This is a genomic window from Actinomyces sp. 565 (assembly GCF_010365615.1).
Classification (GTDB): Bacteria; Actinomycetota; Actinomycetes; order Actinomycetales; family Actinomycetaceae; genus Actinomyces.
The window spans coordinates 21,320-45,264 of the sequence record NZ_PIZD01000043.1 but is presented as its reverse complement, the minus strand read 5'-3'; the positions used below and the strand labels follow the sequence as shown (position 1 = coordinate 45,264).

Annotated in this window: 18 protein-coding genes; 5 read left to right on the top strand and 13 right to left on the bottom strand. The window is 70.0% G+C overall.

Annotated elements, in window-relative coordinates; genetic code table 11:
* Window positions 1–275: 275 nt before the first annotated feature.
* From GZ997_RS06810 to proC, 5 genes are all read right to left on the bottom strand, one after another.
* On the bottom strand, window positions 276–2,003 hold the full coding sequence (locus GZ997_RS06810; protein ID WP_162679359.1) for an O-antigen polysaccharide polymerase Wzy family protein: 1,728 nt from the start codon (window positions 2,001–2,003) through the stop codon (window positions 276–278).
* Window positions 2,000–3,295, bottom strand: coding sequence for a glycosyltransferase (locus GZ997_RS06805; RefSeq protein WP_161924439.1), 1,296 nt, complete (start codon window positions 3,293–3,295; stop codon window positions 2,000–2,002). Before GZ997_RS06805 ends, GZ997_RS06810 begins: the two co-directional genes overlap by 4 nt.
* Window positions 3,295–5,805 (bottom strand): ATP-grasp domain-containing protein, encoded by a 2,511-nt coding sequence (locus GZ997_RS06800; RefSeq protein WP_162679358.1) that lies wholly within the window; start codon window positions 5,803–5,805, stop codon window positions 3,295–3,297. Before GZ997_RS06800 ends, GZ997_RS06805 begins: the two co-directional genes overlap by 1 nt.
* Window positions 5,806–5,858: 53 nt before the next feature.
* Complete coding sequence (locus GZ997_RS06795) at window positions 5,859–6,566, bottom strand: sugar transferase (RefSeq protein ID WP_162679357.1); 708 nt, start codon at window positions 6,564–6,566, stop codon at window positions 5,859–5,861.
* A 227-nt stretch (window positions 6,567–6,793) separates the two neighbouring features.
* Window positions 6,794–7,627: a pyrroline-5-carboxylate reductase gene (gene proC, locus GZ997_RS06790; RefSeq protein ID WP_162679356.1), complete on the bottom strand. Its 834-nt coding sequence runs from the start codon at window positions 7,625–7,627 to the stop codon at window positions 6,794–6,796.
* 22 nt (window positions 7,628–7,649) lie between these two features.
* On the opposite strand from proC, the gene GZ997_RS06785 reads away from it, so the two are divergent.
* The 4 genes from GZ997_RS06785 to GZ997_RS06770 all read left to right on the top strand — a co-directional run bounded on the left by GZ997_RS06785 (window position 7,650) and on the right by GZ997_RS06770 (window position 13,598).
* Entirely contained in the window at window positions 7,650–8,624 is a 975-nt protein-coding gene (locus GZ997_RS06785; RefSeq protein WP_162679355.1) for a PfkB family carbohydrate kinase, read from the top strand.
* Between the two features lie 182 nt (window positions 8,625–8,806).
* On the top strand, window positions 8,807–9,406 hold the full coding sequence (locus GZ997_RS06780; RefSeq protein WP_162679354.1) for a hypothetical protein: 600 nt from the start codon (window positions 8,807–8,809) through the stop codon (window positions 9,404–9,406).
* Window positions 9,407–9,798: 392 nt separating this feature from the next.
* Window positions 9,799–11,553 carry an alpha,alpha-phosphotrehalase gene (locus GZ997_RS06775; RefSeq protein ID WP_162679353.1) on the top strand — a complete coding sequence of 585 codons (1,755 nt, stop codon included), beginning with the start codon at window positions 9,799–9,801 and terminating at the stop codon, window positions 11,551–11,553.
* A gap of 14 nt (window positions 11,554–11,567) precedes the next feature.
* A complete protein-coding gene (locus GZ997_RS06770) occupies window positions 11,568–13,598 on the top strand; it encodes a PTS glucose transporter subunit IIABC (RefSeq protein ID WP_162679352.1) in 2,031 nt (676 codons plus the stop codon).
* A gap of 84 nt (window positions 13,599–13,682) precedes the next feature.
* Here the strand turns inward: GZ997_RS06770 and GZ997_RS06765 are convergent, their stop codons facing one another.
* The 8 genes from GZ997_RS06765 to GZ997_RS06730 form a co-directional block, all read right to left on the bottom strand.
* Complete coding sequence (locus GZ997_RS06765) at window positions 13,683–14,450, bottom strand: GntR family transcriptional regulator (protein WP_237564102.1); 768 nt, start codon at window positions 14,448–14,450, stop codon at window positions 13,683–13,685.
* 154 nt (window positions 14,451–14,604) lie between these two features.
* The gene (locus GZ997_RS06760; protein WP_162679351.1) at window positions 14,605–15,405 is read right to left on the bottom strand and encodes a CbiX/SirB N-terminal domain-containing protein; all 801 of its coding nucleotides are present in this window, start codon (window positions 15,403–15,405) and stop codon (window positions 14,605–14,607) included.
* On the bottom strand, window positions 15,402–16,289 hold the full coding sequence (locus GZ997_RS06755) for a sulfite exporter TauE/SafE family protein (RefSeq protein ID WP_162679350.1): 888 nt from the start codon (window positions 16,287–16,289) through the stop codon (window positions 15,402–15,404). Before GZ997_RS06755 ends, GZ997_RS06760 begins: the two co-directional genes overlap by 4 nt.
* Before the next feature lie 40 nt (window positions 16,290–16,329).
* Window positions 16,330–17,142, bottom strand: coding sequence for a uroporphyrinogen-III C-methyltransferase (gene cobA, locus GZ997_RS06750; protein WP_162679349.1), 813 nt, complete (start codon window positions 17,140–17,142; stop codon window positions 16,330–16,332).
* The gene (locus GZ997_RS06745; protein WP_162679348.1) at window positions 17,139–18,491 is read right to left on the bottom strand and encodes a GTP-binding protein; all 1,353 of its coding nucleotides are present in this window, start codon (window positions 18,489–18,491) and stop codon (window positions 17,139–17,141) included. The genes cobA and GZ997_RS06745 overlap by 4 nt, the downstream gene beginning before the upstream one ends.
* A gap of 73 nt (window positions 18,492–18,564) precedes the next feature.
* On the bottom strand, window positions 18,565–19,497 hold the full coding sequence (cysD, locus tag GZ997_RS06740; RefSeq protein WP_162679347.1) for a sulfate adenylyltransferase subunit CysD: 933 nt from the start codon (window positions 19,495–19,497) through the stop codon (window positions 18,565–18,567).
* A 54-nt stretch (window positions 19,498–19,551) separates the two neighbouring features.
* The gene (locus GZ997_RS06735) at window positions 19,552–20,415 is read right to left on the bottom strand and encodes a phosphoadenylyl-sulfate reductase (protein ID WP_162679346.1); all 864 of its coding nucleotides are present in this window, start codon (window positions 20,413–20,415) and stop codon (window positions 19,552–19,554) included.
* Window positions 20,412–22,133, bottom strand: coding sequence for a nitrite/sulfite reductase (locus tag GZ997_RS06730; protein ID WP_203234065.1), 1,722 nt, complete (start codon window positions 22,131–22,133; stop codon window positions 20,412–20,414). The genes GZ997_RS06735 and GZ997_RS06730 overlap by 4 nt, the downstream gene beginning before the upstream one ends.
* Window positions 22,134–22,922: 789 nt before the next feature.
* Here GZ997_RS06730 and GZ997_RS06725 point away from each other — a divergent pair.
* Complete coding sequence (locus GZ997_RS06725; RefSeq protein WP_162679344.1) at window positions 22,923–23,690, top strand: SDR family NAD(P)-dependent oxidoreductase; 768 nt, start codon at window positions 22,923–22,925, stop codon at window positions 23,688–23,690.
* The last annotated feature ends 255 nt before the right edge of the window (window positions 23,691–23,945 follow it).

The window sequence follows — 23,945 nt, the reverse complement described above, 5'->3', positions numbered from 1 at the left end:
AGGTCGTATTCGCCGCGTGGGGGACGTTCTCGGGTTGGTGAGGTCGTACTCGGCCGGGCGCAGGGGGTCGTTTTGGGGCTGATGAGGACGTTCTCGAGCTGGCGAGGTCGTATTCGCCGCGTGGGGGTCGTTCTCGGGCCGATGAGGATGAAGGCGTTCCTCGCCGCACATGGGGCAAGGAAAGCCTATCGTCATGGTGAAAATGGGCCCTTCCGGATTTGCGGGAGTGGAGGCGGCGGTGCCTGGCGCGGGTCGCGGTGCACCCCGGGATGCGCCTACCTGCCGCTTGGTGCCGCTCGCAGGGAAGAAGGCTCGCCGACCGCAGTCGGCCCCTGCCGGCCCCGGCGGGCCGCTAACTCGGTCTCGCGTAGGAGTGCGGCGGCCAGGGACAACGTCGTCACCGCTCCAAGCGCCACCACTACGCTGGGCGTTAGCCAGCTGGCCAGGAATCCGGTCGCGCTGCCCCGGGGTGCCCACAACAGGGTCGGCACGATCATGAGCTTCAATCCGTTACGCAGCGGCTGTCCCTTGATCAGGTTGCACGCCCAGATACATACCGCTCCGTACACGGCGCCGCCCAGCAGCACGCCCGCGTAGCCGTAGTCGTAGAACAGCTCGGCGATGAAAGAGCTGCCGGTGCCCCGGCCGGTCAGGTACTGCGGTCCCAGCAGCGTGTAGGCGAAGGCATGAGTGAAGGACCCGCCGTTCAGAGCGTGCTCCACGGTGTTGCCGTGGTAGACCTGGTACCCCAGCAGCCGGGCGGGCAGCCCGGAGTGCAGGAATTCTCCCGTGTACCAGTCCCTGGGAATGAAATCCGCGTAGGTGTACGCGTTGCGCACCACCGTAGAGCTCACCCCCTGGCCGTACAAGAGCTGCAGAACCGGGTTGCGGCCCGCGGTATCAGAGGCGACCGCGCCCACACCCCGCGCCGACTCCACGGCGGTCAGCACGACTGCGACCAGCGGCACCGCGACGGCGCCGGCGATCCGGCCGATCGCGCCTATGCGCCAGGTGCCCGACGGATCTTGGCGTGCGCGCACTATCCAGTAGGCGAGGATGATAACCAGGCCGCCGACAAATGTGCCGCGCTGGCCGGTCAGCAGGCTGAGGAACAGGTAAGCCGCCCAGCCGGTAACTGCAGCCGTCACTTCGCGTCGCGGCGGGAACACCCCCAGGTGAATCGCCAGCATCAGGGGCAGCATCACCTCAATGCGGCGCAGTCCATACATGGATCCGGAGGCGTCCTCCAGATCGGAGAACTCGGTGTAGTAGGACAGGTAGCCGTTGGCCAGCACATAGCGGGCCCGCAGCCCCACTGAGATCAGCGACAGCACGAGCGTGGCCCAGAACAGGAAACGCACAATCGACGGGTCAGCCAGCACCGTGGCTCCGCGGGCGTCCAGGGCCGCGCCTGCGCGGCCGCCGCCGACGGCGCGGTCTGGACCGTGCCGGTAAGCGCGGCCGCCGCCAACGGAATCTGTGGGCGCATCGGGGCCGGGTGCAGACTCGCCACTCCGGAGCAGATGTCGTGCGCTCCCGCGCCATGCCTCCGTGGCCGTGGCACCCAGCATGATGCCCAGCAGGCTCAGTGCCAGGCACAGTTGCAGGTGCTCGGTCTGCCCCGGCGGCGCCTGGGTGGTCTCATACCGGAAGAAGTCGATCGTGATCTCGCGTCCCAGCAGCAGCAGGAAGAAGGAGACCAGGAAGGCCGCCAAGATGGTGCGACTGGCCATCCTGGCGGCGGCGAACAGGAACGCATTCAGCCACAGCAGCAGGATCAGCGTCCAGGCCACGGAGGCCTGCGTCGACAGCGCCAGGGCCACTACCACCAGGTTGCTGAGCGCCCCGACCACCACGATCCCGGGCCGCCGCCGGGCAGGGACGGCGCGGCGCCTAGACCGCCGTCGTCCCCCGCCTGCGGTGCCGGCAGGCATACTGCCGCCACCGGCCGCTGCGTCCGCAGCCGCCACGGCACCGTTCGCCGCCCTCATCTGCGTGCTCATGCCCGCCCCTGGCCGAGGCCGCGCGGTTTCACGGGGCCGGCAGGCGCGGCTCCGAGCAGGCCCGCCAGCTCGTTCGCGAAAGCGGTGTACAGGGTGCCCGCGTCGCAGCGTTCCTCCCAGGTCCGCCGGGCGCCGGTGCGCAGCTCGGCGTAGGCGTCCTCGTCCAGGCCCGCGATCTCCTCAACGGCGCTGCGCACCTGCTCCGGCGTCGGATCTGCGGGCAGCAGGATGCCGTTGACCCCGGTGCGTACCAACTCGCCGGTGCCGCCTACGTCGGTGGCGACCACCGGTATACCCGCGGACAGCGCCTCCATGATGGACACGGGCACGCCCTCGGAGGCGGAGACATTGACGAGCAGGTGGCGCGGGGCGCGCACGTATTCCTCGACCAGGTCGGCGTTGCGCACAAAGCCCCGCCACGTGAGCGTCACATTGTCCCCCAGTTTCTGGGCGGCACGCGCCTCGATCTGCTCACGGAGCTCACCCTCGCCGAAGTGATCCCATTGGATCGGCCGGGAGCTGCCCGCCAGCGCGTCGACGAGCAGGTCCAGACGCTTGACGGGCACGATCGTGGAGCAGGAGACGATCCGCAGCCCGTCCGCGCGCCTCGGCACGGCAGCGGGGACCCCGTGATCAGTGGTTCCCAGGCGGGAGACAACCGCCTTGCCCGCCGCCTGGGGGTGCCGTCCCAGAAGGTAGCGCAGACCGTGATCGGCAACCAGGTAGATACGGTCCAGGCCTGCCACGGTCTGCTCGCGCAGGGGCAGGTAGCCGCGCGGGGAGTGCTCCTCGTACAGGTCAGCACGGTGAGCGCGAGCCACGGAGACGGAGCGGCGGAAGCGACGGCGCAGCCTGGCAGCCATATAGGGCTGGTAGGCGAAGCGGTAGGAGTAGAAGACCACCTCATCGTCCGCGGCCGCACCCACCGAATCCAGGATCCGGTCGATCTGGCCGGCCTCGTGGCGGGCCCGGCTCAGGAATATGAACAGGGTCACCACCTGGGCGGGCGCCAGCCGCCGTCGGCGGGCCAGGTCAGCCAGCTCCCGGTACAGGTTGGCATCGCCCAGTACCCGCAGGGAGCCCAGCAGGTAGAACAGGCGGGAGCGGAAGGGAATCGGGTGCGCGTGCATACCCTCCGGCAGCGGCCGCACCGTGGCCCGCTGGTCCGCGCGCACTGACAAGGACATGATGTCCACGCGATCGAAACCCGTTACGTACTCCAGCTCGGTGGTCAGGAAGGGCTCCCAGTTCCCGAAGGGGAAGGCATTGGCGAGGATGACTAGCCGCTTCATCACGCCTCCTGCAGATTGAAGGACACCTGGGCGGCCAGGGCGGCCGCCCGCTGCTGGCACTGCGGCAGGTCCTGGCCGCGCACCACCACCTGGCCCAGGCAGTCGTTGGAGGAGGTGAAGCCGTTGAGGTGGTCACCGGGGCCGCGGAAAAGGGATAGGTCCTGGACCCAGTCGGGCAGGTCTCCGGGTACGGACACCGCAGTGACCGTGCCGTGGGCGTCGGGATCGGTGAGCATCAGTGCCAGGGCGGCGCCGGGCCAGGGCTCGCACCGGGCCCAGGCCTCCGGCACGGCCAGGTCCAGGGCCTCCCGGGCGACCAGCTCGTAGTAGTCCAGCCCGTGCACGGCGCTCATCAGCTCTGGCAGGCCGTTGGCACCCGCCCGACCCGTCAGCTCAATGACGTAGACCTGGCCGTCGCACGCCATCAGGTCAATGTTGACGGCGCAGTCCTCCAGCCCGAGCGCGCTGATCGCCGCAGCGGTGACGGTGCGCGCCTGGGCGGCCAGCTCGGAGTCGTCGAGCGGCACGTGGTGGCCGATGGGGATCGGCAGGCCGCCGTCGGCCAGGTCGTCGCCGTGAACGGTTACATGCAGGACCTCACCATTGTGGACGAGCGCCTGCGCACCGAACTCGCGGCCGTCCAGGAAGCGTTCCACGATCACCGTGCCGTGCCGGCTGAGGGACTGGGCACGGTCGAAGGCTGCGCGTGCCTGGGCGGCGGAGCCGACCTTGAATACGCCGGCGGAGCCCTGCAGGTCTGCGGCCTTGACCATCGCAGGCAGCCCGACGGCGTCCAGCGCGGCGGCGAGCTCCTCCGGCGCTGATACCTCCCTGAAGGGGGCGGTGGGCACGCCTCGCTCCGCCAGGCGGCGCTTCATGGCTAGCTTGTCCATACACAGGCGGGCGGCCGCGCGGCTGAGCCCGCGCAGCCCCAGCTCGTCCACCACCGCTCCCAGCGCCTCCAGGCCGGTGTCCAGGCAGCTGGTGGCGACGGCGTCGACGCCGGCCATGCGGGCCTCGCGGGCAACCGCGTCCGGGTCCAGCAGATCCACATCAATGGCCTCGTCGGCCTCCTTCAGGCCGGGCGGCGGGCCGGCGGTAAGGCTGGCGACGACGGCGGTAGCGCCCAGGCGCTTAACAGCACGGATCAGCCCGAGCTGGCCGCGCCCGGCCCCGATGATCAGTACGCGCCGCCCGCGGGCCGGCAGCTGGCCCTCCTCCGGCGGTGCGGCGGACACGGCGGACGGCGCCGCAGGATCGACCTCGATACGGATCAGGTCGCGCGCCTGCTCACAGGCGGCGACGGCGGTGGCGCGGTCGGGGCCGGAGGCGACGACCACGCCCAGGCGATCCGTGCTCGAGTGCAGCGGGGTAATCTGCTCGCCTGGCTCGGCCAGGGTAATGACGGCTTCCACTCCCGGCACGGTGCGCGCGGCTTGAACGCCGGAGAAGGCACGCAGCACGCCCTCGGGGGCGGTCAGGAAGCGAATAGCGGCAGCGCGTCCGGAACTGGCCGGCACCTCGATGCTCTCACCGCAGGCCTGCCGCAGCACCAGGCCAATGAAGTCGATGCCAGTGGATCCGGGCACCAGGTGGGAGGAGACGAAGTCCCCGGCCATCCGTGAGCCGAACTCGATGAGCACCGGCCCGGAATCGGTCAGCATCATCTCCACGTGGGCGGGTCCGAAGTGCATGTCGACGGCGGCCAGGCACTGGGCCACCAGGGAGTGCGCCGCGGCGAGGGTATCGGCGTCCAGGTCCGCGGGCTGGGTGTGCCCAGTCTCAATGAAGTGCGGGCTGCCGGTGGTGTCCTTGTCCGTGGTGGCCAGCACGTGGTAATCGCCGTCTACGCACAGTACCTCGCAGCTGATCTCCCGGCCCACCAGCAGTTCTTCGACGATCACGGCCGGTTCCTTGGAGGGTGCCAGGGCGTACTCGAGCGCACCGGGCAGATCGGCCTCGTCATTGACCTGTACCACGCCGCGGGAGCCGGAGGAGTCCAGGGGCTTGACGATGCAGGGCAGGCCCACGTGGGCCACGGCTGCACGCAGCTCATCGAGGTTGGTGGCCAAGGCGAAGCGCGGGTGGGACACGCCGGCCCGCGCGACGGCCTGCAGCATGAGGGCCTTGTCAGTGCAGGCGGCCGCCGTCTCCGGTGAGACCGCGGGCAGTCCGTGGGCCTGGGCGACGGCGGCGATCGCCCGCACCGGCCGGTCCGTGCCCACGGAGGTGACGCCCGCCAGCTCACGCTCACGCGTCAGGGCCAGCAGCCCCTCGACGTCGGTGGTGGAAACGGCGGCGAACTCGTCGGCGAGGGCGGCGCCGGGAACGTTCGGGTTGGCGTCGACGACCAGCGTGCGCATGCCCAGGCTGCGGGCTTTGCGGATCATGGGTACTTGGAGCGGGGACCCGCCCAGAATCAGCACCGGTGGGCGGGCATCCCGGGAGTTGGTGGTGCCGGCGGCGTCTGCCTGCGGCGCGGGGGCGGAGAGGGGCTCAGGGGAGGGCATGGACTGGAGTCTCCTGTCAGTGGCTGGTTATAGGGGCCGGGAAGCTGGGCGGTTCAACGTGAGGCGGGAGCAGGTGTCCGCTCGGGCTGGGGCTGCTCGGCTTGCCTGGTCCCGGAGCCGCCCTTGGCGTCTGAGTACACCGACTTACCCGTCAGCACGGTCTGAATGGTCTTGAGCACGATGCGCACGTCCAGGCCGAGGGACAGGTGATCCACGTAGTAGCAGTCGGCCGCGTAGCGCTCGGGCAGAGTCGTGGAGTTGCGGTAGAAGGCCTGGTTGTACCCGGTGATGCCGGGGCGCACCGTCAGGCGCCGCCGCTCGTCGTCTCCCATTTGGTCCAGGGGCTTGGTGGCCAGGTTGGGGCGCGGGCCGATCAGGCTCATGGTGCCGTTCAGGACGTTCAGGAACTGGGGGACCTCGTCGATCGAGGTGCTGCGCAGGAAGCGGCCGACCCGGGTGACCCGTGCGTCGTTGCGGGAGGCGACCGACGAGGAGTCGGCATTGCGGATGTCCGGGGCACCTACGGACATGGAGCGGAACTTGAAGATCCGGAATGGGCGTCCCTGCCGCCCCCAGCGCTCCTGCCGGTAGAAGACGGGGCCGCCGTCGTCGAGCTTGATGGCGGCGCCCACGCCCACCGTCAGCACCCCTAGGAGCGGCATGACGGCCAGGGCCGCGGTTACGTCGAGCGCGCGCTTGCCGTGGCGGGCGTAAAAGGTCTTGGGATGACTCCAGGTGTTCAGGGTCGCCTGGTTTGCCATGGTTTTCCCCTTTCAGCGGCTTCACCGGGCGTGGCGCGCGGGGAGGCTGCTCAGGAAGTAGTTCTCAGGAAACTGGTCAGCAGCGGTCAGGTGTCAGGAGGCGTCTCAGGAGGAATCCCGAGCGCTGGGTGGTCAGGAACAGGTGCAGCAGAAGGTAACGGTCAGGAACAGGTACGCGATAAGCCTAGCCGTTATGTGGGGTGCGCGCACGGCGCATCTGTGAGAGATTAAGCGCCCAGCGCCTGGTCCCGGGCGATGGTCGCCTCCACGCCGTCGACCACGGCGGCGGAGAATCCGGCCCGTTCGAGCGCCACCAGGCCGGCCACCGTCGTCCCGCCGGGGGAGGAAACGGCGTCAATCAGGTCCGCGGGGCTACGGCCGCGCTCGCCGCCGGAACGGGCTGTCTTCGCGGCCTCCGCCTGTATGGTCAGCGCCGAGCCCAGCACCGCCTGCGTGACGATCTCCACGGCCTGCGCCTTGGGCAGGCCGGCCGCCACGCCGCCGCGTGCCAGGGCATCGATGAACTGGAACACGAAGGCGGGGGAGGAGCCCGCCAGGGCGGTGAATGCCGAGAAGTCGCGCTCGGCCAGCAGCAGGGTGCGGCCCACACTCGCCAGCAGGGAGCGAGCCGTCTCCAGGTCAGTGTCGGTGGCTGCCGTGCCCGCAGCCAGGGCCGTCATGGACTGGCGTACGGCGGCCGCCATATTCGGCATGGCCCGAACCACTCGGGCGCCCGGCGGCAGCATCTCCGCCAGGCGCTCGGTGGTGAGCCCCGCGGCGATCGAGAGCACCAGGGGACGGTGCTGCGCCAGCGCATCGGACAGGGGGGCGAGCACGGCCGGCACCATGTGTGGTTTGACGGCGAGCACCACCACGTCACTGGCCGCCACCAGGTCTGCGGCCGCCTTCACATGCCGCGCCCCGGTGGCCTGGGCCAGGTGGGCGGCGGAATCGTGGGCGCTAGTCAGTAGCAGGTCGGTGGTGGGAGTTCCCGCCGCGATGGTTCCCCGCACGATCGCGCCCGCCATGTTGCCCGCACCGATGAAGCCGTAGACCGTCATGCCCCCAGGGTAGTCTCGCGGCGTGCCCACCACCTCGTCTGCGCCCTCGAAGGACTCGTCCGGTCCGGCTGCATCCGCAGACGGCGTTACCCGGAGGCGGGCACTGTTCGTGGTCGGCGCCGCCCTGGCGGAGGAGGTTTGCGCGGTTCCTGATCTACCGCGGCGCGGCGGGCATATGTGGGTGCAGCCGGTCGCCTCCACCGTGGGCGGCTCCGCCATGAACGTGTTGCGCAACCTGGTGGGGCTGGGCCGCTCCCCGATCCCGGCGCTCACCGTCGGTACCGGGCCGGCGGCCGCCCGCGTCGCGGAGCTGCTGTCCGCCCTTGGGTTTCGCAGCGTTCTCCCGGCCCACGCGCGGGACAACGGCACCTGCCTCACCCTGATCACCCCGGACGGCGAGCGTACGTTCCTGACCGCTCCGGGGTGCGAGACCGACTGGTCGAGAACGCGTGTGGCCACCCTGGACGTACCCGCGGGTGCCGTCGTGTACGCCTCCGGCTTCCAGCTGCTGGCTCCCGGCGGGCACCTGGCAGACTGGGCATCCGGGCTGCGCTCCGATGCCCTCCTGGTGCTAGATCCCGGCGCCCGCTGCGCCGAGCTGGTGCGCCTGCCCGCCTGGCGGGCACTCAGGGATCGTTGTGACCTGCTGACCCTCAACGGCCGGGAGGCGGCGGCCCTGATGGACGCCGAACTCCACTCGTGGCACCGGGAGGGGAGCGCGGCTGGGCCGGACAGTCCCCTGGCCGAGTGGGCGCTCCAGCACCGCTGTGACGTGGTGCTGCGGCGGGGAGCCGCAGGTGCGACCTGGCTGCCCGCCAACGGCGGTCCGCCCGTGCACGCCGCTGCCGTGCCTGTGCAGGTGGTGGACACAGACGGCGCCGGTGACGCTCACACAGCCGGCGTCATGGCCGCGCTCGCGGATGGACTCGAGCCGGCGGTGGCCCTGGAACTGGCGGCCCGGACGGCCGCCCGGGCCGTCGCGCACGCCGGCCCATGATGCTCGGTGGCTGGTGGCGCCGGGTGATGCCCGGCGCACGCGCCTGAACTGCGAGACACAGCCCGGCCACAGTGCCGGCACGTGGGCCTTCCAGGTGGTGGCCGTAGCTTCAGCCTCGCCCTGACACCACGGGGTAGGCGACAACATGCCGAGAGCACACGAGAGCGCAGAGGACTACTTACATGACCGAGCCGAGGCCCGACGACTTCGATGTCACTGCCCGTATTCCGGCCGAGGACGCCCCCGCCGCGCGCGCCGGTTCCGCCTTGGCACCGGTGGGTGCAGATGCCGGACTGACAGACCGCTGTGCATCGCCCGAGGTCGGCGGCCAGAGCACTCCGCCGGCGGATGACCCCGAGCCTCAGGCTGCGGTGCCGGCCGGCGCTTCGCCGGTATCCACGCCTGGCGCCGGCACCGGGGATAGGCGGGGACGCCCCTGGTACCGGCGTGGCTGGCTCGCCGCAGCTGCTGTGATCGCCCTCATGGCGGCCTCCTTCGGTGCTGGCTGGGGCGTCAACGAGCTGCTTTCCGGTACTGCTCCGGCCGACGTTGAACAGGGTGAGTTTGCGCCGGGGTCGGGCGGTCCGGGCGGGCAGGCGCCAGGCCGGGGCGGAGGTATGCCGGACGGGGGACAGCCGCCCTACGGCGACTCAGGGCAGACGGAAGGCGGTGCCGGCGGTGCCGGCCGGACGACTCCTGACCGCGACGGCAGCGGCGGCGACGGCACCACCTCCGAGGATGGCGGCAGCGCCGGCGTGCTGCAGGAGGGCACCTCGGCCTGACTCAGGCCTACGTGGCCGCGGCTCGACCGCTCTTCGCCGGTTCGCTCTTCGCCGGTTGTGGCTTGGCGAGTCGCGCTGCCAGCGGGCCGTGGCACGGATTGCACCACTTTCACTCGCGACGGTCTTGGAGTCTGCGCAAGATTCGCATGATTGCGCGGTTCTATGTCTCAGGGTAGCGGTTGCAACCGCAAAAGTGGTGCATTCCGTGACAACGGTACGGTGCGACGCATTCACGGTGAGGCGGCGCCTCTCGCATATTGATACGGATGGACGGCAAGGCGGTGTGCGTCACACCTGCGTGTGGTGGCTTGCCACACCCGCACTCAGAGTGTCTACTTGTGTATACAAGTTGCCGCGCGGGTGCGGCAGCGTGAGTCACCTCGGAGCGCCAAATGAGCTTTCGCGACGCCGTCGTCTACCAGGTCTATCCGAAGTCCTTCAAGGACACTACCGGCAACGGTGTCGGCGACCTGCGCGGCATCATCGAGAAGGTCCCCTACATCGCCTCCCTGGGCGTGGACTACGTCTGGCTCAACCCCTTCTACCCCTCGCCGGGCCGGGATAACGGCTACGACGTGGCCGACTACTGCGCGGTAGACCCCGCCATGGGCACGATGGAGGACTTCGACGAGCTCGTCGCCGCCCTGGCCGAGCACGGCATCAGCCCCATGCTGGACATGGTGCTCAACCACGTGTCCACCGAGCACGAGTGGTTTCAGCGGGCCCTGGCCGGCGAGCAGCGCTACCGCGACTACTTCTACCTCCGCCCCGCCCGCGGCGAGGGGCCCGCGGGAGAGCCGGTCCTGCCCACCAACTGGGTCTCCAAGTTCGGCGGTCCCGCGTGGGCGCCCTTCGGCCCCGTGGACGACTCCGGCCGCCCGCTGGGCGGGGAGTACTACCTGCACCTGTTCGACCCCGGCCAGGCCGACCTGGACTGGCACAACCCCGAGGTGCGCGCCCGGGCGGCGGAGGTCATCAACTTCTGGCGCGCCCACGGCGTGCGGGCCTTCCGGTTCGACGTGATCAACCTGATCGGCAAGACCGAGCCCCTGGCGGACGCCCCCGCCGGCACCGATGACCGCCTGGTCTACACCGACGGTCCGCTGGTGCACGACTACCTGCAAGAGCTGAGCCGGGACAGCTTCGGCCGGGACCCGGACTCCGTGACCGTGGGGGAGATGTCCTCCACCTCCATCGCCGCCTGCGTGGACTACACCAACCCCGCGCGGCAAGAGCTGTCAATGGTGTTCAACTTCCACCACCTCAAGGTCGACTACGCCGACGGCCAGAAGTGGACCCTGGCCGAGCCGGATATCCCCGCCCTCAAGCGCGTCCTCAACGACTGGGCCCTCGGCCTCCAGGCGGGCGGCGGCTGGAACGCCCTGTTCTGGAACAACCATGACCAGCCCCGGGCCATCAACCGCTTCGGCGACCCGGAGCACTACCACTACGAGTCCGCCACCATGCTCGCCACCGCCATCCACCTGCTGCGCGGCACCCCCTACATCTACATGGGGGAGGAGATCGGCATGACCGATCCCGACTACACCCGCATCGAGGACTACGTGGATGTCGAGGCCCTGGGCGCCTACGCCGAACTGGTGGCCGCCGGGCACAGCGAGGCGGACGCCTTCGCGATCGTCCACGCCAAGGCCCGTGACAACGCCCGCACCCCCATGCAGTGGGACGCCGGCACGGGCGCCGGCTTCACCACCGGCACGCCCTGGCTGCAGCCCACCAACGCCGCTGCGGTCAACGTCGCTGCCGAGGAGGCGGGCGGGCGCATCCTGCCCTACTACCGCCGCCTGGTGGAGCTGCGCAAGACCGAGCCGGTGATCGCAGAGGGCGACTACATCCCCTGGGGGCTCGAGAGCCCCGACGTGTTCGCCTACATCCGCGAGCTCCCCGCCTCCGGGCCCGCTACCTCCCCCGCTGCCGAGGATCCCGCCCATGACGACGCCGGCACCACCCGCCTGCTCGTCCTCACCAGCTTCCGTGGTCATCCGACCACGGTCGAGATTCCCGATGAGTTCCTCACCGGAGACGTACTCATCGGGAACTACCCCACCCGGCCGCTGAGCCCCGTCATGACTCTGCTCCCGTACGAGGCACTGGCCATCATCGTCCGCACTACGACCAGGCTCTGAGAGGAGCTGTACACATGTCCTCAGCATCAGCCTCGGATACGGCGCTGGTAGCGCCCGTATCCGGCAAAGTAATCGCCCTCGCCGACGTACCCGACCCGGTCTTCTCCTCTGGGGCCCTCGGGGAGGGCTTCGGCGTGGCCCCAACCTCCGGCGACGTAGTCGCCCCGGCATCCGGAACCATCACGATGGTGGCGGAGACCGGCCATGCCGTCGGCATCGCCACCCCTGACGGCCTGGAGGTGCTCCTGCACCTGGGGGTGGACACCGTCGAGCTGGAGGGGCGCCCCTTCCACCTGACCGTCGCTGTTGGTCAGGAGGTCCGCTCCGGCCAGTCCATGGGAACTATGGACCTGGCGGCTATCAAGGCCGCCGGCAAGGACACCACCAGCATCGTGGCGGTGACCAACTCCGCCAAGGCCCTGGCCGAGCTGCGCGTCACCGCCGGGCAGGCGCAGGCCGGTGCCGGCGTGGCCACCGCCGTGCTCAAGACCACTGCCGGGGCAGCCGGCACCGTCCTGCCCGCGGCCACCGCCGACGACGGCCTGACCGGCTTCGACGCCACCGCCCGCGACATCATCGCCGGGGTGGGCGGGGCCGACAACATCCGCTCCGTCATCCACTGCATCACCCGGGTGCGCTTCTACCTCAAGGACGAGTCCCTGGCCGACGACGCCGCGGTCACCAGCGCCGACGGCGTGATCGACGTCGCCCGCGCAGGCGGCCAGTACCAGGTGGTCATCGGCGCCGCCGTCGGTGACGTGTACGACGCCGTCATCAAGCAGGTGCCCCGGCTGGCCGAGGGCGCCGACGAGGCGGAGGCGGCCCCGGCGGCCCCGAAGCCCACCACGCCCATCGGCTGGGTCAAGTACGGCTTCTCCTCCCTGATCGGCGTGATCACGGGATCCATGATCCCCGTGATCGGCGTGCTGGCCGCCTCCGGCATTCTCAAGGGAATCCTGGCGCTGCTCACCCAGTTCAACGTGGTTGACACCGGCACCTCCACCTACACCTTCATCGACGCCATGGCCTCGTCGATGTTCTACTTCCTGCCCATCATCATCGGCTTCACCTCCGCCCGCAGGCTCGGTGCGGACCCGATCATCGTGGCCATCATTGGTGGTGTGCTGACCTTCCCGTCCGTGGTCTCCATGGCCGACTCCTCTGCCGAGGACTACCACGTAATCGCCCGCATCGGGCGGACGGTGTTCAACTCCGACTTCTTCGGCATCCCCGTCTCCCTGCCCGAGGGCAACGCCTACGCCTACTCGATCTTCCCCATCATCGTGGCCGCCTGGCTGGCCAGCAAGATCGAGCCGTGGTTGAAGCGGTGGATCCCGGCGGTCGTGCGCTCCATCTTCGCGCCGCTGCTGGAGATCTTCATTGTCTCCACCCTGGTGCTGGTGGTATTCGGCCCGATCGTCATGACGATTTCCGGCGGTATTGCCCAGGGCGTCAGCTGGGTACTGGGCCTTTCGTATCCGGTAGCAGGCCTCCTCATCGGCGGCTTCTACCAGTGCCTGGTCATCTTCGGACTGCACTGGGCGGTCATCCCGATCATCTCCCAGCAGATCGCCGACCCCGGGTACTCCCCGCTCAACGCCATCGTCTCCGCCTCGATGATCGCCCAGGGCGGTGGCGCGCTCGCCCTGTGGGTCAAGGCCAAGAGCCCCCGTATCAAGCAGCTGGCCGGCCCGGCCACGATCTCAGCGCTGTGCGGGGTCACCGAGCCCGCCATGTACGGCCTGAACCTGAAGTACGGGCGCGTGTTCATCACCGCCTCCATCGGTGGCGCCGTGGGCGGTCTGCTCACCGGCCTGTTCGACGTCAACATGTGGGGCTTCACCGGCGCCTTCGTCGGCTTCCCGTCCTTCGTCAACCCAGAGGGCCTCGACGGATCCTTCACCGGCTTCTGGATCGCCTCGATCGTGACCCTGGCCGTATCCTTCCTGGCCACCTACTTCTTCGGTTTCAAGGAGTCTGACTTCGAGACCGAGCGCACGGTGGAGAAGGTACGACTGGGCAACCGCGAACCGGTGGCCCGCTGAGGGCTCCGGAGACGCATCTCCTGGACCGGCCCGGTCGGAGCGCAGGCAGGCACCTGCTCCGACCGGGCTGGTCCTTCAGTCTTGTCACCGCTGGGAGGGCAGGCGCTGGGCGGCCGAGACGAAGCCGAAGGTCCCCGGCACGTGGTGGGAGCGGGTGTACTCGAACGGTGCCCCGGAGGCGTCGAAGCCGAGGGACTCCATGACGCCCACGCAGTCCAGACCGCCCAGGTCCAGGTGACGACGGTCCAGCTCGTCCGCAGCCTCAATAGTGACCATGCGCGAGGCGGTGGTGATATGCACCCCCAGCTCGTTCTCAAGGTAGGTATAGATGGATGTCTCCGCGGCGTCGCGGGGAATATCGGGCACCACCGAGCGCAGGAAGCGGTTGTGGTCGATGATGGCGGGCCGGTCGTTCAGCAGGCGCAGCCGACGCAGGTACAGCACCTGCGCACCCGCGACCAGCCCCGAGGCCTCGGCGGCAGACTCCGAGACGGTCTCGACGGTGGAGGAGAGCAACACGGTGCGCACAGTCGTGCCGATGCGGCGGCCGGCCTCGGCCAGGGACTCAATGCCCGACAGGAAGAACAGTGAGGCCGAGCGCGGCCGGTAGATCACCTGGATGCCCTTGCCGTGAATGGGCTGAACATAACCCTGCGAGCCCAGATACTGCATCGCCTTTCGTACCGTGGGGCGGGTGGTGCCGAAGTCTGCACTCAACTGATTCTCGCTGGGCAGGAAGGAACGGAAGGGAAAGCTGCCGTCCTCTATCCGGCCGCGCAGGAACTCATAGATCTCCTGATACTTCGGCACGTTCGCATACTCGCGTCGGCGAGGCGGCTGAGAGGCGGCCACGGTGTGATCTCCTCGGTCGTGGTCTGGATGGCCCGGGAGGCCAGGTGGCATAAGCCTATGCGCCCACACTGTAGTGACGACGATGCTGAGATCGCGACTGCGCTCGTGGGACCGACGCCTTCCGGCGTAGTCGGCGGCTCAGCAACCAGGTCTACTAACTCGGGATGCAGTCGACGACGTGCCGATCAGCCGGACCGCGTGCTTCACCCCCGAGTTCAAAGTCGACTCCACTGCCGAGTCGACTGCCGAGTTCAGTGCCGACTCCACTGCCGACGGCCTCCCGGTAGCGCCGCGCGACTATGCGGGCGACCGCCGGGTGGGCGCCGATGGGTGCGGCGACGAAGCCGGCCTCACTCCGGTGCAGCGCGCGGGAGAACTTGCCCTCGGCCAGCAGGTAGGGAGCCACGGCAATGGTTCGCGCGCCCTCCTGCCGCCAGGAGGCCACCGCCTCATGGGCCGCGGGAGAGGTCTTGGCCAGGTACGCGGGCCGGACGGGAAGCCCGAGTTCCTGCGACAGTAGCGCCGCCGCCTGCTCGGTCTCCCGCACGGGCCGACGCCTGAATGAGCCCGAGCCGGCCAGCACGACGCCGTCCAGGCCGGCGGTGCCATGCCCGTGGCCCGCCGCCGCCCAGCGGAGCCGGTCGGCCACGACCTTGACGATCGCTGGTTCGGGACCCAGATGCCGGGTGGCGGTGCCGGACCCGTGCTCGGCGAGCAGGCCCGGCAGGTCATGCAGGACGTGGTAGCCCCCGCCCAGGAAGAAGGGGACCACGACGGGATCGTGCAGCCCCGAAAAGGCCTGACGGGCCGTTGGGGCTTGGAATTCCACGTAGCCGTGGCGCACGACGACTCCCGGCAGGAGGGCGGCCACCTGCGCGCTGACCCGTTCGAGGACCGGGCGCGCGCCGGGTGCGCGGGTGCCGTGTGCCAAAATCACCAGGGGACGCGCGTTCATGCGGCCTGCACCTCCGGGATGACGGTGAGGTGGCGAGCCCGGCGCACCGTGAAGGCGATAAGCGGAAGCAGGGCCGCAACCAGCGCCGACACCGTCCAGGCGGTGGCCGGGGCACTCAGACCGAGTGCCTCCAGAACCGTCACCGTATTCGTCACCACGATCAGGCCGCCGACGGCGGTTCCCAGGGTGGCGCCCGGCATCCGGGACACCGCCCAGGCGGCCAATGGGGCGGCCAGCACGCCGCCGCCCAGCAGGGCGATCACAATGCCGACGTCGATTCCGGCCGTCCCCAGACCGAGGAGGAAGCCCAATGACGCCGTCACGCTCACGATGAACTCGGCGGTGTCCACACTGCCCACCACGGTGCGCGGGGCGGTGCGCCCACGCGACAGCAGGGTGGTGGTGACCACCGGCCCCCAGCCTCCGCCGCCGGTGGCGTCTATGAAACCGCCGATCAGGCCGAGCGGCGCCAGCAGCCGCAAGGTGTGGGGGCTGGTGCGCGCGGCGGCGCCGGTTGACGGCCGGACGGCGAAGCGCACCAGCACGTAAACGCCCAGCACCAGCAGGATGGTGGCGGTCACGGGCGTCGCCGCGGCCGTGGTCAGCCGGGACAGGACGGTCGCGCCCAGGAAGGCGCCGACGGCGCCGGGGACGGCGAGGCGAGCCACCAGCGCCCGGTCGGTGTTGCCAAGACGTAGATGGGAGACGCCGGACATGAGCGTGGTCCCGATCTGGGATAGGTGAACGCTGGCGCTGGCCAGCGCCGGGCTCAGGCCTACGGCGAGCAACAGCGAGGAGCTGGTGACGCCGTAGCCCATGCCCAGGGTTCCATCCACGAGTTGTGCGACCAGCCCGACCAGGGCGAGGAGGATGAGTGCGAACATGATGATCCTTCAGGGCCGTCGGGGGTCGTCGCCGGGCGCATTACCCGGGGACGATCCGCGTGTTCCATGCGGGGCTGACGGTGACGACGTCGCCGATGACGATGACCGCCGGAGCGGTGACACCGACGCTGACGGCGACGTCGGGCAGACATCGCAGCACGGTGGTGGTTACTCGCTGATCGGGTAGGAAGCCGCGTTCGATGACGGCGGCCGGGGTGTCGGGATCGGCCCCCGCCTCCAGGAGGATCGTGGTCGAGCGACTAAGGTGCGCCACACCCATCAGGAGGATCAGCGTGTGGTCGCGCCGGGCCGGAACCGTGGATACCAGTTCCTCGTGACCGGTGACCATGGAGAACCCCCGGGCCAGGCCTCGGTGGGTCACCGGGATACCCGCGGCGGCAGGCACGGCAATGGCAGACGTGACTCCGGGGACGATCTCGACGATGATGCCGGCCGCCCGGCAGGCCGCCGCCTCCTCACCGCCGCGGCCCAGCACATACGGGTCGCCGCCCTTCACCCGCGCTACGCGCTGCCCGGCGCGGGCCCGGTCCACCAGCACCGCGTCGATCTGCTCCTGCGGCAGCAGGTGATGACCCGGGCGCTTGCCCACGTCGATCACCTCGGCGCCGGGGCCGGCGGCGTCCAATAGCCGGCGCGGGGCGAGACGATCGATGACGATGACGTCGGCCCGTCGCAGCAGGTCCAGCCCACGCACCGTGATCAGTTCCGGGTCTCCGGGGCCGGCGCCGATGAGCGCCACCCAGCCGGTGCCGGGACGGTCGGTATCCGGGACTCTTTCAACTTCCGGCGCGAGCGGCCCGGCTGTGCCCGCGGCTGTACTCGCCCGGTTCATGCCGCCAGCGGTGCAAACGCCCGCTCGTCCTCCAGGCGCACCATGCCCGCCGCGAGTGTCCAGCCGTCGAAGGGGTCTACGAGCAGGAAGGCGCCGTCGCTGCGGGAATGGGCGTAGTCGGCGACGGGAAGCGGCTCGGACAGGCGCAGGCGGACGGAGCCGATGTCATTGAGGGCCAGGGCCTGCGCGGGCGCGGCGGTGAGGTCGTCGAGATCGAGGACGCCCTCGACGGCAGTGATGATCGCCTGGACGGTACGCGTCCCGTGCTTGAGGAGTACCCGGTCGCCCGACCTGGCGGGCCGCTCGGACAGCCAGGCGACGCGGGCGGCCAGGTCCCGGCGCAGCTGCGGCGGGTCGGTGGCGGCGGCGAGGAGATCACCGCGCGTGATGTCGATGTCATTGTCCAGTCGCAGGGTCACCGACTGGCCGGCGTGCGCCTCGGCCAGGGCGGTGTTTGCGAGGTCGATGGCGGCGACTCGGCTGCGGCGCCGCGAGGGGAGAACCACGATCTCCTCGCCCACGCGCACCGATCCCGCGGCGATCCGCCCGGCGTAACCGCGGTAGTCGGACAGGCCCTCCGCCGCGGCTCCTTGCGGCCGGATGACCAGCTGCACGGGCAGCCGGAAGGCCCCGTCCGTCGGCGTGGTGTCGGCCGGGATGGTTTCCAGTAGCTCCAGGAGGGCGGGTCCGCGGTAGAAGGGGGTTCGCGAGGAGCGGCGCACCACGTTGTCCCCCTCCAGGGCGCAGGTCGGCAGTGCCCGCAGGTCCGTGACCCCCAGCTCGGCGCCGGCGGCGCCCAACTCGGCGACGATCGCGTCGTAGACGTCGGCGGAGAAGTCCACCAGGTCGATCTTGTTGACGGCGACCACCACATGTGGGACGTTCAGGAGCGCCGCCACCGCCAGGTGCCGACGGGTCTGCTCCACCACGCCGTGACGGGCGTCGACGAGCAGGACCACCACGTCGGCGGTCGATGAGCCGGTGACCGTGTTGCGCGTGTACTGCACGTGGCCGGGGCAGTCGGCCAGGATGAAGGAGCGGCGGGGGGTGGCGAAGTAGCGGTAGGCGACGTCGATGGTGATGCCCTGTTCACGCTCCGCGCGCAGGCCGTCGGTGAGTAGGGCCAGGTCGGCGTGGGTCAGGCCGCGGTCCAGGCTCACCTGCTCGACGGCGGCGAGCTGATCGCGCAACACCGACTTGGAGTCGACCAGCAGCCTGCCGACCAGGGTCGACTTGCCGTCGTCGACGCTGCCGGCGGTGGCCAGGCGCAGCAGCCCCGTGGTCTTGGACGGTCGCGGGGTGGTTTGGTCCGCTGCGGTGGGGGCGTGCTCGGAGGGGGTGTCGGTCATGGGTTTCTCCAGGGGTGTGTGGCGGCGGGTGTATGGGGTGGGATGGGTGTCGGAGCGGGAGCTGGAACAGGAATCAGAAGTAGCCTTCGCGCTTGCGGTCCTCCATGGCGGACTCCGACAGGCGGTCGTCCGCCCGGGTGGCGCCGCGCTCGGTGAGTGTGGAGGCGGCCACCTCGACGGCGATCTCGTGGTTGTTGGCCGCCGTGGAGTCCACGGCGCCGGTGCAGGACATGTCGCCGACGGTGCGGTAGCGCACGGTGCGGGTGGTGACTGTTTCGCCCTCGCGCGGCCGGGTTACCGGGGTGACGGCCAGCCACATGCCGTCACGTGAGAAGACCTCCCGCCGGTGGGCGTAGTACAGGCTCGGCAGGGCGATGTCCTCGCGCTCGATGTAGCGCCACACGTCCAGCTCGGTCCAGTCGGACAGGGGGAAGACGCGTAGGTGCTCGCCGGGGGAGTGACGCAGGTTGAGCAACCGCCACAGCTCGGGACGCTGGTTGCGGGGGTCCCACTGCCCGAACTCATCCCGCAGCGAGACGATGCGCTCCTTGGCGCGCGACCGCTCCTCGTCGCGGCGGGCACCGCCGATGACGCCGTCGAAGCCCTCGGACTGGATGGTGTCCAGCAGCGGGCGGGTCTGCAGCGGGTTGCGGGTACCGTCCGGGCGTTCGCGCAGGCGGCCGTCGTCGATGTAGTCCTGCACCCGGGTGACGAGCAGGCGCGCTCCGGCGGCGGCGACGGTCTCGTCGCGGTAGGCGAGTACCTCGGGGAAGTTGTGGCCGGTGTCCACGTGCAGCAGGGGGAAGGGCAGCGGTGCCGGCCAGAAGGCCTTGCGGGCCAGGTGCAGGATGACCACGGAGTCCTTACCGCCCGAGAACAGCAGCACCGGGCGCCGGCATTCGGCGACCACCTCCCGGATGATCCCGATCGCCTCGGACTCGAGGGCGTCGAGGTGATCCGCAGGGGCGGCGGTAACGCTGGTAATGCTGTCAGTGGCTGTGCTCATGTGGCTCTCCAATCGGTTTCGCGGCTTGGTGTGCAGGGGCGTGCGGACGGGGCCTCACAGGTGGATGCCGCACTCGGTCTTGGCGAATCCGGCCCAGCGTCCGGAGCGGGGATCCTCTCCCGGGGCGACGCGCCGGGTGCAGGTCTGGCAGCCGATCGACGGGTAGCCGTCCGCCAGCAGCGGGTTGACGACGACGTCGTGTGCGGTCGCGTACTCCAGCAGATCCTCGAAGCTCCAGGCCGCCAGCGGGTTGAGCTTGACGATCCGGTGGGTCTCATCGAAGGCGACCAGCGGGGCGTCGGCGCGGGTGGGGGAGTCCTCCCGGCGCAGGCCGGTGGCCCAGGCCTCATAGCCGGACAGGGCTCGTGCCAGGGGCGCCACCTTGCGCAGGTAGCAGCACCTGGTGGGGTCCCGCTCGTACAGGCGCGGCCCGTACTCGGCATCCTGTTGGGCGATGGTGAGTTCGGGCAGGACGTCTATGACGGTGACGTCCATGGTGCGGGCGACGGCGTCACGGGTCTGCTCGGTCTGGGGGAAGTGGAAACCGGTTTCCAGGAATAGTGTGTCCACGCCGGGCATGCGGGTGGCCACCACATGCGGCAGTACGGCGTCCGCCATGGAGCAGGCGACGGCCAGCGAGTCGGGGAAGGTTTCGGCCGCCCAGGCGATGACCGCCTCGGCCGAGGCAGTAGGGCCCAGCCGTGCGGCGCCGTCGGCCGCGATGCGGCGCAGCTCGGCTTCGCTGCGGCGGGGAGCCTGCGCGGAGCGTGGGCGGTTGGCGCCGCGCGCGATAAGTCGGCCGTAGGGATTGACGGCCGGGGCTGCCGTGGGGGCGGTCGCCGGGGCGGCGTTGGCGGTCAGGGTGGGGATGGTGGCCGTGCGCAGCCCGGCCAGGGGCGCGATGCTGTCGGTGGTCATACCAGTTCCTCCTGCGGTGCCCGCTGTGCCCACTGGGAGAAGCTCTCCTCCGGGGCGCGTGCGGCCGCGTAGCGGCGCACGACGCGTTCGATGTAGTCGGTCAAGTCGGTGGCGGCCACCTTCAGGCCGCGCACGGTGCGTCCCAGCTCAGCCTCGTTGTGGCCGGCGGAGGCCAGGCCGCCTCCCAGGTGCACCTGGAAGCCGGGTACCTGCTGACCGTCGACGCTGATGATCTGGCCCTTGAGGCCGATGTCGGCGATCTGGATGCGGACGCAGGAGTTGGGGCAGCCGTTGACGCTGATAGAGATACGGCGGTCGAGGTCGAGGTCCGCCAGGCGCGTGTCGAGCTCGGCGCTCACCCGCGCCGCCAGGGACTTGGTCTCCACGATTGCGAACTTGCAGAACTCCAGGCCGGTGCAGGCCAGCAGTGAGCGGGTCAACGGCCCCGGATCCGGGTTGATGCCGAGTTTCCGCAGGCCGACTACGGCCTCGTCCACGCGCTGCGCGGGCACGTCCAGCAGCAGGATGTTCTGCAGCGGCGTCGTACGTACACGATCGGAACCGACCGCCTCGGCGAGGTCGGCCAGCCCCAGCATGGTGTCCCCGGATAGGCGCCCGACCGGAGGCTTGCCGCCGATCCAGTAGCGCCCGTCCTTCTGCCGGTGGACACCGATGTGGTCCGCCTCGCCCACCGGCGGCGCGGGGGCGGGACCGTCCGCCAGCTCGTAGCCCAGGTACTCCTCCTGCAGGACGCGACGGAACTTCTCCGGGCCCCACTCGGCCATGAGGAACTTCAACCGGGCCTTGTTACGCAGGCGGCGGTAGCCGTAGTCGCGGAAGAGCCGGATGGTGGCCCACCACACGTCGGTGACCTGGTCGGGCCGCACGAATGTGCCCAGGCGCTGTCCGAGGAAGGGCGCGGTCGACAACGCGCCGGCGATCCACAGGTCGTAGCCGGGACCGAGCTCGGGGTGCTCCACGCCCACGTAGGCGATGTCGTTGATCTCGTGGAGGATGTCCAGCGTGGGGGAACCGGTGAAGGCGGTCTTGAACTTGCGAGGCAGGTTGGCAATGTCTGGGTTGCCGAGGAAGGTGTCGCGGATCTCGGCCGCGGCGGCGGAGGGGTCGATGATCTCGTCGGGGTCGATCCTGGCCACGGGGGAGACGAGGAAGCCGCGCGGGGTGTCGCCGCACGCCTCGATGGTGGTCAGGCCGACCTCCTCCAGTCGGCGCCACAGCTCGGGTACGGACTCGATCTGGATCCAGTGCATCTGGAGGTTCTGCCGGTCGGTGACGTCCAGGGTGCCGCGGGCGAAGTCGTTGGCGGCCTGGCCGAGGACGCGCATCTGCCGCACGGACAGGGATTGGCCGTCCATACGCACCCGCTGCATGAAGTACCGGTCGGACAGCTCGGCGGGGCTGAGCTGGGCGGTACGGCCTCCGTCGATGCCCTGCTTGCGCTGTGTGTACAGGCCCCACCAGCGAAAGCGGGTGTGGAGGTCGTCGTCCGGGATGGCGTCGAAGCCTGCGGCGGCGTAGGTGGACAGGACGCGGTCGTGTGCGCCGAGCGGATCGCCGTCCTGCTTGACGACCTCATTGGGGTTCAGGGGCTTGCGGCCGTCGATGCGCCACTGGCCGTTGGAGCGGCCGGCGCGCGGCGGGCGGATAGTGCGGCCGGCTGGGGTGTCGCTTGCGGACGGGTCCTTGATCGTGCTCATGTCTCCTCCAGGCTGGTGGTGCATGAGCGTCCGGAGTCATTGGTTCGGGGACTCGCTCCGGATCGGTGTCTACAAGTGGCTGCCGGTTATTGGCCGGGAATTGGTCCACTTGCTGCCGCGCGGCTCCGGACGCCTCAGTGCGCCGGATTCCGTGTGCGGCGAAGCCGCGGTGGTCAGGCGCTTAGCGGGCCTGACAGCACATGACTCGAGTGGAGCGCAGCAACGCCCCGCGGGACTCCGCGGCGGCGAGCAGGGGATGCGCTTGGGTCATGCCGTGCACCTTAGGGGCGCGGCGGAGGGGGACACAACCGTGCGGCCGGATAGTGAGACGACGTCGGCGATGACGGTTCTGTCATTGGCGTACCCCCGAGTGCTTGGGGTAGGCCTGCCCGCGGCGGCTCTCCGTTGCTGCTCGTTCCGGTGCATGGCGGCCCAAAGTGTCCAGGATCGGCATAAACGACTCCGACGTCGCCGTCGGCCGTGGGCAGAACGTTGCAATCATGCGGTTTTCAAATCCGGCCTGGGGGTCGTCGGCGGCCTTTGTGCCGAATCCGGACATTCCGACCCACGGCGGGAGCGCCCGGGCACACAACACCCACCAGGCGCACCACACCCGCACACCGCAAGCACGGAGAATGGCGGGCACGCCTCGACGCCGCGGCTCATCACCCACAAAAAGGCGCCTCGGAGGACGGCGGGCGTTTCCGGGACGCGATCGCGTGCGCCCTGCTCACAAGGCTCGCTTCTCAGCCGACCGCACGGGTACGCCGCCTGTTGCATCATTGGGGCATGAGCACGAGTACTGCCCCATCCACACGCAGGGCCGTGATTACCGGCGCCTCCACCGGTATCGGCGCCGCCACCGTCAGGCGGCTGCGCTCCAACGGCTGGCAGGTGGTGGCCACCGCCCGGCGCGCGAAGCGGCTGGAGGCGCTGGCGGAGGAGACCGGCTGCGCCTGGGTGGCGGCCGACCTCCAGGTGCCCGATGACGTCGACCGCCTCGCCCGTGAGGTTCTGGCTGACGGGCCGGTAGACGCCGTGGTCAACAACGCCGGTGGAGCGCTGGGCGTCGACCCCGTGGCCCAGGGCGACCCGCAGGAGTGGGCGACCATGTACGAGCGCAATGCGCTGGCGGCGCTGCGGGTGAGCCAGGTCTTCCTGCCGGGTCTGCGCGAGCGTGGCGGGGACCTGGTCTTTCTCACCTCCACCGCCGCCCATGACACCTACCCCGGAGGGGCCGGGTATGTCGCGGCCAAACACGCCGAGCGGGTCATCGCCAACACTCTGCGCCTGGAGCTGGTGGGAGAGCCGGTGCGCGTCATTGAGATAGCTCCGGGCATGGTTGCCACTGAGGAGTTCTCCCTCAACCGGTTCCACGGCGACGTCCAAGCGGCGCGCCAGGTCTATGCCGGGGTGGCCCAGCCGCTGACCGCGCAGGACGTGGCCGAGTGCATCGCCTGGACGCTGGAGCTGCCCTCCCACGTCAACATCGACTCCATGGTGGTACGGCCCCGGGCCCAGGCCTCCAACACGCTGGTGGCGCGCGAGAGGGCGTGAGGGGCCGGGTCCCGCTTCCCAACGGATTAACCGACGAGACAGGTCCTCCGCCTCCCCGTGCCACGGTCCGCGGGCTCCCCTGTCGCCTGCGCCTGACGCCGGTGTGGCCAGCACGACTCCGTCTGGAGGCCTCCGGGGATGGCCGGGTGGGCACCGCGCGGTTACACTCGCCGCCACAGGCGCCGACCCGGCCATCACCGGCGAGCCTCCGGAAGAACCGGACTGCGTTCACATTGTGTACGCGGCCCCCAGTAG

Excerpts from the sequence above, each read along its gene's own strand:
- GZ997_RS06810 (WP_162679359.1), bottom strand. The coding sequence starts at position 2,003 with ATGAGCACGCAGATGAGGGCGGCGAACGGTGCCGTGGCGGCTGCGGAC.
- GZ997_RS06805 (WP_161924439.1), bottom strand. The coding sequence starts at position 3,295 with ATGAAGCGGCTAGTCATCCTCGCCAATGCCTTCCCCTTCGGGAACTGG.
- GZ997_RS06800 (WP_162679358.1), bottom strand. The coding sequence starts at position 5,805 with ATGCCCTCCCCTGAGCCCCTCTCCGCCCCCGCGCCGCAGGCAGACGCC.
- GZ997_RS06795 (WP_162679357.1), bottom strand. The coding sequence starts at position 6,566 with ATGGCAAACCAGGCGACCCTGAACACCTGGAGTCATCCCAAGACCTTT.
- proC (WP_162679356.1), bottom strand. The coding sequence starts at position 7,627 with ATGACGGTCTACGGCTTCATCGGTGCGGGCAACATGGCGGGCGCGATC.
- GZ997_RS06780 (WP_162679354.1), top strand. The coding sequence starts at position 8,807 with ATGACCGAGCCGAGGCCCGACGACTTCGATGTCACTGCCCGTATTCCG.
- GZ997_RS06775 (WP_162679353.1), top strand. The coding sequence starts at position 9,799 with ATGAGCTTTCGCGACGCCGTCGTCTACCAGGTCTATCCGAAGTCCTTC.
- GZ997_RS06770 (WP_162679352.1), top strand. The coding sequence starts at position 11,568 with ATGTCCTCAGCATCAGCCTCGGATACGGCGCTGGTAGCGCCCGTATCC.
- GZ997_RS06760 (WP_162679351.1), bottom strand. The coding sequence starts at position 15,405 with ATGAACGCGCGTCCCCTGGTGATTTTGGCACACGGCACCCGCGCACCC.
- GZ997_RS06755 (WP_162679350.1), bottom strand. The coding sequence starts at position 16,289 with ATGTTCGCACTCATCCTCCTCGCCCTGGTCGGGCTGGTCGCACAACTC.
- cobA (WP_162679349.1), bottom strand. The coding sequence starts at position 17,142 with ATGAACCGGGCGAGTACAGCCGCGGGCACAGCCGGGCCGCTCGCGCCG.
- GZ997_RS06745 (WP_162679348.1), bottom strand. The coding sequence starts at position 18,491 with ATGACCGACACCCCCTCCGAGCACGCCCCCACCGCAGCGGACCAAACC.
- cysD (WP_162679347.1), bottom strand. The coding sequence starts at position 19,497 with ATGAGCACAGCCACTGACAGCATTACCAGCGTTACCGCCGCCCCTGCG.
- GZ997_RS06735 (WP_162679346.1), bottom strand. The coding sequence starts at position 20,415 with ATGACCACCGACAGCATCGCGCCCCTGGCCGGGCTGCGCACGGCCACC.
- GZ997_RS06730 (WP_203234065.1), bottom strand. The coding sequence starts at position 22,133 with ATGAGCACGATCAAGGACCCGTCCGCAAGCGACACCCCAGCCGGCCGC.
- GZ997_RS06725 (WP_162679344.1), top strand. The coding sequence starts at position 22,923 with ATGAGCACGAGTACTGCCCCATCCACACGCAGGGCCGTGATTACCGGC.